Below are 5,350 nucleotides of genomic sequence, written 5' to 3' on the forward strand. Positions count from 1 at the left end.
GCAAGAGCAAACGCGACATCATCCGCTGCCTCAAGCGAGCCGTCGCCCGCGAAATGTTCCAACATCTCACCCAGAAAACTGCCACTTGACACTCATAGGAGCATCACATGCGGCGCCAGCCGCTCTAACGCCACACATAGCGGACCTGCGGTCGCCCGGCTTTACCGTATTCGGTGTGCCGGGTGACCAGGCCGTCGTCGGCCAGTCGTTCGAGGTAGCGCCAGGCCGTCACCCGGGATACGCCGACAACCTTGGCCGCCTCGGAGGCGTTGAGGCCGTCGACGGATTCCTTGACGCTGGCGGTGATGCCGTCCATCGTCTGTGGGGCTATGCCTTTGGGGGTGGAGACGCGTTCGTCGGCCGTGCGCAGGTGTGCCATCGCACGGTCGATGTCTCGCTGACTGGACGCGTTCTCGCCGGCGGGTAATGCATCGTGGAATTCGCGATAGCGCTCGAGCTTGTCGCGGAACGCAGCGAACGTGAACGGTTTGAGCAGATACAGCACGATGCCGTGCGCCACTGCCGAACGCACCACCGACAGATCACGTTCGGAGGTGATGGCAATGACGTCGGGGCTCGGACGCAGACCGCCGAGCGCCGCGGCGACGTCGATGCCACTGGCGTCGGGCAGGCCGATGTCCAGCAACACCAGATCGACTGGTTCGGTGCTGGCGAATCGCATGGCCGCAGCGCCGGTGTGTGCGACGCCGGCCACGTCGAAACCGGGCGTCCGCTCGACGTACGTCTTGTGGGCCTCGGCGATGAGCGGTTCGTCGTCGACGATCAGTACGCGGATCACGACGTCGCTCCCGGAATGGTCGCCACCAACACCGACCCGTACGTCACTTCCGAGGTCAACGTGCCACCGTGCCGCGTGATCACCTGCGTCACGAGCGCGAGGCCGAGTCCGCGAGATCCGGATTTGGTCGAATATCCGCGCCGGAGAGCAGCTTTCAGGGTTTCCGGTGGCATGCCGGGTCCACTGTCGGCCACCCGGACGACGAGTTCGCCGTCGGCGTCGCGGACCGTCACTTCGACCCACGGCTGGTCGGATTCTTTCGAGGCATCGATCGCATTGTCTATCAGATTGCCTACCAGCGTCACCAATTCGCGAGCAGTCAGAACCCCTTCGTGTTCCATCGCCGTGTCGTCGGTGATCGTCAGCTCGACGCCCTGTTCGGCGGCCTGGCTGACCTTGCCGAGCAACAGCGCCGCGAGCGCAGGTTCGCCGACCGCGTTCATCAACCGGTCGATGAGAGTCTGCGAGAGTTCGAGATCGGCCGTCGCGAATTCTACGGCTTCTTCGGGCCGACCGAGCTCGACCATCGTGATGACCGTGTGCAACCGATTCGCCGCCTCGTGCGCCTGCGAGCGCAGTGACTCCGCGAAACTGCGCACCGAATCCAATTCGCCCATCAACGAACGCAACTCGGTCTGATCGCGAATCGTCAGGACGTTACCCAGGCGTTTGCCCTCCCACATGACCGGATCCTGGTTGACGACGAGTACACGATCTTTCGTCAGATGCAGCTCACCGCGGACGATCCCGGTGTCCATCTGTTGCATCGACTCCGGCAACGACGTCAGCGATACCGGCCCGTCCGGTAGGTCGAGAAGGCGTCGGGCCTCGTCGTTGACCAACTCCGCCTCGTCGCTGCGTCCGAACACCAACAGGCCCTCGCCGATGGAATGCAGAACGGCGTCGTGATGCTCGTACATCGTCCGCAATTCGGCCGGAGCCATTCCCAATGTCTGACGCCGTAGCCGGCGGCTGAGCAGCGTCGAACCGGCCGCAGCGACGACGAAGGCCGCGAGCACGACGGCGAGGATCAACGGCAGGCCTTGCAGGAACTGATCGCTGATCTTCTGGCGGGTGACTCCAGCGGACACGAGACCGACGATCTCGCCGTCGGTATCGGTGACGGGTGTGACCGCCCTGATGGACGGGCCGAGAGAGCCCACGTACGTCTCGGTGAACGTCTCACCGAGCAGTGCGCGATCGATGTTGCCGCTGAACGGTTTACCGATCAGGTCGACGGTGGTGTGCGTGAAGCGGGTGCGATCGGGAGCCATGACGACGATGAAGTCGACCCCGGTGACCTGCCTGATCTTCTCCGTTTCCGGCTGCAGACGAGACGTCGGGTCTTCGGATTCGATGGCCAGCGGCGTCGACGGTTCGTTGGCGATACTCACCGCGATCGCCGTCACCTCACGTCGGGTGGCGTCGTCGCTGTTGGACCTCTCGTTGAGGATCGTCAGTATCCCGCCGGCGAGAACGACGACGGCCATGACGACCAGTTGCAGGACCAAAACCTGGCCCGCCACGCTCAGCGGCCGCTTCGAGGACAACACATTCCTTTCGGACAAGAAACATCGATGTGAAAAGAATGAACGTATAGGTGACTCCAGTCACTGGGTGCAGCAACATCATCTCTCAGCAGGGGTGACCCACCTCACTCCACTCCGGCGATCACGAAGCCACCAGCCACATTCACGCACCACCGGAACACTAAGGAACGTCCATGACTATCAGCACCGACGCTGAGCGGAACGACAATCCGTCGTCCGAGCCGAAGAAGAAGCGCGACAGAACGCACTGGCTCTACATCGCGGTGATCATCGCCGTCATCGCCGGCATCATCGTCGGGTTGGTGGCCAAGGATTTCGCGTCCGACCTGTCGATCCTCGGCACGCTCTTCGTCAGCCTGATCAAGATGATGATCAGCCCGGTCATCTTCTGCACCATCGTCCTCGGCATCGGGTCGGTACGCGCCGCAGCCAGCGTCGGCCGAGTCGGCGGCCTGGCGCTCGCTTACTTCATCGGCATGTCGACCATCGCCCTCGGTATCGGCATGGTTGTCGGCAACCTCATCAAGCCCGGTGACGGACTGAACATCACGCCGAACGACGCCGGACTCAAGCTCGCCGACACCGCCCACGAGGCCGGCGGGACGATGGACTTCATCGCAGGCATCATTCCGACATCGCTGCTTTCGTCGCTGACGGCCGGTTCTGTTCTGCAGACGCTGTTCGTCGCCATCCTCGTCGGTTTCGCACTGCAGGCCATGGGCAAGCAGGGTGAAGGCATCCTCAAGGGCATCGGCGCAGTACAGAAGCTCGTCTTCCGCATCCTGACGATGATCCTGTGGCTCGCCCCGATCGGTGCCTTCGGTGCCATCGCCGGTGTCGTCGGCAAGACCGGCTTCGACGCAGTGATTCAGCTCGGCACTCTGATGCTGGCCTTCTACATCACCTGCTTCATCTTCGTCTTCTTCTTCCTCGGCCTGATTCTCAAGTTCGTCTCCGGCTTCTCGATCTTCAAGCTGGTCAAGTACCTGGCCCGGGAGTACCTGCTCATCGTTGCCACGTCGTCCTCCGAATCGGCCCTGCCGCGTCTGATCGCCAAGATGGAGCACGTCGGAGTCGAGCGCACCACCGTCGGCATCGTCGTCCCCACCGGTTACTCGTTCAACCTCGACGGCACCGCGATCTACCTGACCATGGCCTCGATCTTCATCGCCGACGCCATGAACATGCCGCTCTCCATCGGGGAGCAGTTCTCGCTGCTGCTGTTCATGATCATCGCCTCCAAGGGCGCAGCCGGAGTGTCCGGAGCAGGCCTGGCGACTCTCGCCGGCGGCCTGTCGAGCCACCGCCCGGAACTGCTCGACGGTGTTCAGCTCATCGTCGGAATCGACCGCTTCATGTCCGAAGCCCGCGCCGTCACCAACTTCTCGGGTAACGCCGTTGCCACCTTGCTGGTCGGCACCTGGACCAAGACGATCGATAAGGATCGGGTCAACACGGTGCTCGACGGCAACCTGCCGTTCGACGAGGAGACCATGGTCGACGACCACCTCCCCGAGGACGAGCGACCCGCCGACAAGCAGGTCATCATCGAGAAGAACGCCGCCAAGGCATAAGAACCTGCCGGGCGACGCGCATCCCCCCGTCGCCCGGTTCGGAAGAACGCAAGTACGGCCCTGCCACCAGCGGGGTCGTACTTGCTTTTGTACGTCGGTTCCATTCTGTCGGTACTCACAGGTAAGTTCGGGTGATGACTGAAGTTCAGAACATCGGCATCAACACGCTGGGTGGTGCGCCCACCTCGCTCGACGAGTACGCCGGACGGGCCGTCCTCGTGGTCAATGTCGCATCCAAGTGCGGACTGACCCCGCAGTACGAAAAGCTGGAGAAGCTCGCCAACGAGTACTCCGCCAGCGGCCTGTCGGTCGTCGGGGTGCCGTGTAACCAGTTCGGTGGCCAAGAGCCCGGCACCGCCGAAGAAATCGAAACTTTCTGCTCCACCACGTACGGCGTCACGTTCGCGATGACCGAGAAGGTCGACGTCAACGGTGACAACCGGCACCCCCTCTACGCCGAACTGACCAAGACCGAGGACGCCGACGGCACCGCCGGAGACGTTCAGTGGAACTTCGAGAAGTTCCTGATCTCCCCGGATGGCGTCGTCACCAACCGGTTCCGCCCGCGCACCGAGCCGGACGCACCCGAGGTGCTCGCCGCGATCGACAAGATCCTGCCGAAGGAAACGATCGCCGTTTAGCTTCTGTCTGCATCGACGTCGAGCCTCGTTCACGCTGGTGTGCGAGGCTCGAGTCATGTCTGGACGCCTGATCGTGTCGGTGAGCGGAATCAAGAACGACACCTACGAGCACGCCGCCGAGTTCGCGCGAGAACTCGACGGACGGGGCGTCCCGCTGTCGCTGCTCGTCGCACCGCGGCTGAAAGACAAATACCGGCTCGCAGCCGACGTGCCCACCCAGGAATGGCTGCGGACGCGACGCGACGGAGGCGACGCCATCGTTCTGCACGGCTACGACCAGGCCGCGACGAAGCGTCGACGCTCCGAATTCTCTGCACTGCCGCGTCACGAAGCTCGACTGCGCTTGATGGCCGCCGACCGCGTCATGGAACAGACCGGCCTGCGTACCCGAGTGTTCGCCGCTCCGCGCTGGATCGCCTCACCCGGAGCCATCGAGGCGCTCCCGGATGCAGGATTCCGAATGATCGCCTCGCTCAACGGTATTCACGACCTCGACCGCGACGGCACCATCCGCGCCCGGGTCTGGGGAATCGGCGAAGGCTTCAAAGCCGAACCTTGGTGGTTCAAAGCACTCGTACTCGGGGCCGGTCGCACCGCCCGACGCGGGGGAGTGGTGCGCCTGGCCATCAGCGCCAAACAACTCGGACGCCCCGCGCCCCGACAGGCAATCCTCGATGCCATCGACCTCTCCCTGCGCCACAACGCGGCAGCGGGAGTCTACGAATGGATCCCGCGCACCAAAACTCGCGTGGCCTGACTCCTCGCTGCCTGACCTCCACCCCGCCC

General features: G+C 63.4%; 5 protein-coding genes. 3 read left to right on the forward strand and 2 right to left on the reverse strand.

Annotated features, from left to right (window positions below; all coding sequences use genetic code 11):
* Positions 1 to 124: 124 nt before the first annotated feature.
* Positions 125 to 799 (reverse strand): response regulator, encoded by a 675-nt coding sequence (locus tag J1M81_RS19815; protein WP_032374017.1) that lies wholly within the window; start codon positions 797 to 799, stop codon positions 125 to 127.
* A complete protein-coding gene (locus J1M81_RS19820) occupies positions 796 to 2,289 on the reverse strand; it encodes a sensor histidine kinase (protein ID WP_230073743.1) in 1,494 nt (497 codons plus the stop codon). Before J1M81_RS19820 ends, J1M81_RS19815 begins: the two co-directional genes overlap by 4 nt.
* Before the next feature lie 233 nt (positions 2,290 to 2,522).
* Here J1M81_RS19820 and J1M81_RS19825 point away from each other — a divergent pair, with 233 nt between their 5' ends.
* From J1M81_RS19825 to J1M81_RS19835, 3 genes are all read left to right on the forward strand, one after another.
* On the forward strand, positions 2,523 to 3,923 hold the full coding sequence (locus J1M81_RS19825; RefSeq protein ID WP_032367551.1) for a cation:dicarboxylate symporter family transporter: 1,401 nt from the start codon (positions 2,523 to 2,525) through the stop codon (positions 3,921 to 3,923).
* Between the two features lie 131 nt (positions 3,924 to 4,054).
* A complete protein-coding gene (locus tag J1M81_RS19830; RefSeq protein ID WP_027495833.1) occupies positions 4,055 to 4,564 on the forward strand; it encodes a glutathione peroxidase in 510 nt (169 codons plus the stop codon).
* A 55-nt stretch (positions 4,565 to 4,619) separates the two neighbouring features.
* Positions 4,620 to 5,321, forward strand: a complete 702-nt coding sequence (locus tag J1M81_RS19835; RefSeq protein WP_206498667.1) for a DUF2334 domain-containing protein — start codon at positions 4,620 to 4,622, stop codon at positions 5,319 to 5,321.
* Positions 5,322 to 5,350: the final 29 nt, after the last annotated feature.

Origin of the sequence: Rhodococcus sp. KRD175, assembly GCF_017168275.1 — a bacterium.
In the GTDB taxonomy this organism is placed as follows: Bacteria; Actinomycetota; Actinomycetes; order Mycobacteriales; family Mycobacteriaceae; genus Rhodococcoides; species Rhodococcoides fascians.